The 3,440-nt window shown below is 30.2% G+C and carries 2 protein-coding genes and 1 pseudogene; 2 read left to right on the top strand and 1 reads right to left on the bottom strand.

Annotated features, from left to right (window positions below):
- The first annotated feature begins 20 nt into the window (after positions 1-20).
- Together CXY28_RS08440 and CXY28_RS08445 are read left to right on the top strand one after the other, a co-directional pair.
- Positions 21-1,406 (top strand): annotated as a pseudogene (locus tag CXY28_RS08440) (hypothetical protein).
- Positions 1,406-2,608, top strand: coding sequence for a hypothetical protein (locus CXY28_RS08445; RefSeq protein WP_100980475.1), 1,203 nt, complete (start codon positions 1,406-1,408; stop codon positions 2,606-2,608). The pseudogene CXY28_RS08440 and the gene CXY28_RS08445 overlap by 1 nt, the downstream one beginning before the upstream one ends.
- Positions 2,609-2,670: 62 nt before the next feature.
- Here CXY28_RS08445 and CXY28_RS08450 read toward each other — a convergent pair.
- The coding region (locus CXY28_RS08450; RefSeq protein ID WP_232780006.1) for a tyrosine-type recombinase/integrase at positions 2,671-3,440 on the bottom strand (770 nt) is incomplete at its 5' end.

The following is a 3,440-nucleotide window of genomic DNA, read 5'->3' on the forward strand; positions in this document are numbered from 1 at the left end:
GGCCTTTTCAAGGATAAGGTATGGAAGCGTTAAAGACTTTTTTAAAAAAATCCCTTATTCTGTTGTTGGTGGTTGCTTTAAGCCACCTGAACGCTGTGGCTATGATTGTGGATAACCCTACGCAGAATATCTGGCAACAAGCAAAAGACGCCATAGACAAGTCTCGCTTTGTTCAATAGGTCAATCATTGGGCTGACCAAATCAAAAAATACCAAGATATGATAGAAAAAGCTCAATCAACCATTAACCAACTAAACAAAGTGAATGATATTTTACTGAAAACCAATCAGTTTATGAATGGTTCTATTTTAAATATCCCTAACCCTATGGGTTTAGTAGAAAATGCAACTCAAATTGCCAAGAATGTAAAATCAAACGCTCTCGCTCTACAAGAAAGCGCTAAAAACTACAATCTAGCCGAAAAATTTTTATTACGAAATATTGCTAGCAAATGCCCTGAATTAGATATGAATAAAATTAACCCAAAAACAAAAGAGATTTTTTTCTCCGATAAGGGAAAAGAAAAGAGTGCCGCTAGACAAGCTTTAGAAAATTTAGCTAATGCGCTTGGAAATACACAAATTACAACCACTCAAGATATAACAACAAGTTTAAGTGGTAGGGTTTTAGCAGACTTTATTTGCAAAACAAAAGAGCGAGAACTTTTAGAGATAAAAAAGCAACAATACCTAGCTCAAGCACAAACTTGTCTAATATCAAAAAATTTTCAGTGCTATGGAGATTTTTTATCTCAATCAAAACAAATTGATTTAAAAATATTCAAAGAAGCTCAAGCTAGAACCTTTAAACTTTTTTCATCTTTACAGAACAGGGGTGCAAGTTTCACACAAGAGCTTTCCGTTAAAAATCCTATTTATGCAAAAGAAGGGTATTGCTCTAAACAAAATATTGATGGTAAGGATTATTGTTTTAGTAATACACTTGAAATTGAACGATTGATAAACACTTTTGAGAAAGACAATGATTCGTATATAGAAAGGATTAAAGGAGCAACAAATCAAGAAACTAAAGCAAAAGTCTATGCAGACTTTAAACAAAAATTTGAAATGTTAAACACGCAAATTCTACTTAATATTGCTAATAACCTAAACTTTATGAATCAAACTCTGTCTCTTATGGCAAGTGCCTATTCAGACACTTATTATAAACAACAAAATATCATTATGCCATCATTTTTAAACCCTCCTGAAAGCGTTAAAAAAGAGTTTTTAGAAATAAATAAAAAGACAAGTCAAGCTTTTAAAGCAAATTTAAATAAATTTGGACTACCCACTTCACAATTGCCTGATGTTGAAAAATCTTTTATGATGACACAAGGTGGGAATATAGCAACAGAAAAGTTTGAACAAATGAAAAACAATATTACACAAGGATGGGATGAATAATGCCTTATTTGGTTTGGGGTGGTATTTCTCTTGCTATTGGTATTATTTCTTATTTCATACCAGCTGATAATCTCAATGTGGCTACTGATGGGCTTTATAGTAGTATTATAGGCGTATTTCAAAATTTCACTAATGAATTTAAAGACAAATACAATAATATTGCAAAAACAATCGCACCTGCTATGGTTTCTATAGGAACAATACTTATTTTTGCATATTCTGTAAAAAAATACAAAAATAATGAATTTTTTGAAATAAAAACTTTCACGCAATTTGCTTTTTTTCTTGCTCTTCTATCCTTAATGCACTTTGCCTTGAATAGTCCTAAAAAATTCCATTCATATGTAGAGTTTTTTGTAGAAGCGCCTGCAGTCATTCTTAATAATGCCATTGAAGAAACAACAAAAACTTTTTACAAAAAAGCTCAACAACAATCAAATCAATCCCAAAATAAAACAAATCAAAGTTTTATAAGTTTTAATGGTAATATACAAGGAATCATAAAAAATCAAACCAAGCAACTTTTTGCTTTTTATGAAAGCTTTAGAGAAAATAACGCAGGTTTTAGCAAACCATTTGTTTTCATTATGCAGTCTTTATCTTTTGTGACTATTGTGTTTTTTCAAATATTACTTATATTTAAAACAATTTATCTTATTTGTATTATTTTTATAGAAAAAACTTTTTATTTACTATGCTTTATTTTTATGACACCTTGTTTATTTTTTAAACAAACTCAAGGATTTTTCTTTTCTTACATTAAAAAAGTCTTTTCTCTAACCTTTTATGCACCTCTTGTATTTTTATTTGCCATGCTAAACTCTATTGGGTTAGAATTATTTAACCCTACTCAAAATATCATAGAAACTATCGGCATTATTATCATTTCAGCGATTACTTCAGCTTTAATTAGCAATATTCCAAATATTATCAATACCATTTTTGGAACACAAGGTGGCTCGGTTGATTTAGCTAACTTCTTAAAAGCTGGGTCGCAAAGTTTTTTAAGCTTTGCTAGTAATATAGGTAGTGCAGTAAGCGGTGGCGTTAAAGGGGCTTCTGTAGGAACTGGTAATTTTCTTGTGAAAACAGAAGGTGCAATAGGCAATGCTGTAAATAACATCAAAAACAGAGCCTCTCAGCCTGAAAATATAAGAACTTCAGTTGGTTTTGTTAATGTTGGTTCTAAAGCAACGAGATAAACTGCAAAAAACATCAAAAAACAACCTTTTAAAGAACTTTTGAATGAGGAATTAACCATCTTTCACTCACTCAACAAATTATCAAAAATGCTTGCTACTTGTTTATTATATTCTTGTGCGGTGTGAATGTAGATTTTTGTGGAGCTTAAGGACTGATGCCCTAATGCTCTTGAAGTCAAAACAATATCCCTACTCTTAGCATAGACTAAAGTGGCAAAACTATGCCTAAATAGGTGCAATCCTGTGCCATATTGTTTAAAATTTTCAATACCACTCAACATAAAAATCTTTAACACAAAATTACTGATTGAACAATGCTTTTGAGTATAGTTAGATAAAGACTTCTTAAATACAAAACGCCCATTAAAACTACTCAATCGTTTGCTATCACCCAACCACTCATCTAAAGATTTTTCTAGCATTTCTCGTTTAATGAACGCTTTTCGCTCTTTATTGTTTTTGCCTTTTATAAGCAAGATATAATGCTCTTTTTCTAAAACAATATTTCTCAATTCTAAATTAAAAACCTCAGATTTTCTCAAACCACCCAAAATAATTAAGAGCAAAATACACTTATTTCTCTTTTCATAACTGCTTCTAGTTCTATAGTTTATAAGAGTATATATAAAAGATTTTAAATCTTTTGAATTTAGATGTTTAGGCAAATTATCCTTGTGTTTAGCAAAGGCTATATTTTTAAGACTAAAATAAAATTCATAATGTTTAGTCCTATCCAAGTAATCAAAAAATTGCCTAATATACATTACATATTTTGCCATTGAATTAATCTTTCTTTGTTTAGCTAACTCAAATAAAAAATTCACAAGCATTT

It is taken from the genome of Helicobacter pylori, assembly GCF_002832345.1.
In the GTDB taxonomy this organism is placed as follows: Bacteria; Campylobacterota; Campylobacteria; order Campylobacterales; family Helicobacteraceae; genus Helicobacter; species Helicobacter pylori_CP.

What these genes read in the sequence shown, in the direction of transcription:
- CXY28_RS08445 (WP_100980475.1), top strand. Translation starts at nt 1,406, where the DNA reads ATGCCTTATTTGGTTTGGGGTGGTATTTCTCTTGCTATTGGTATTATT.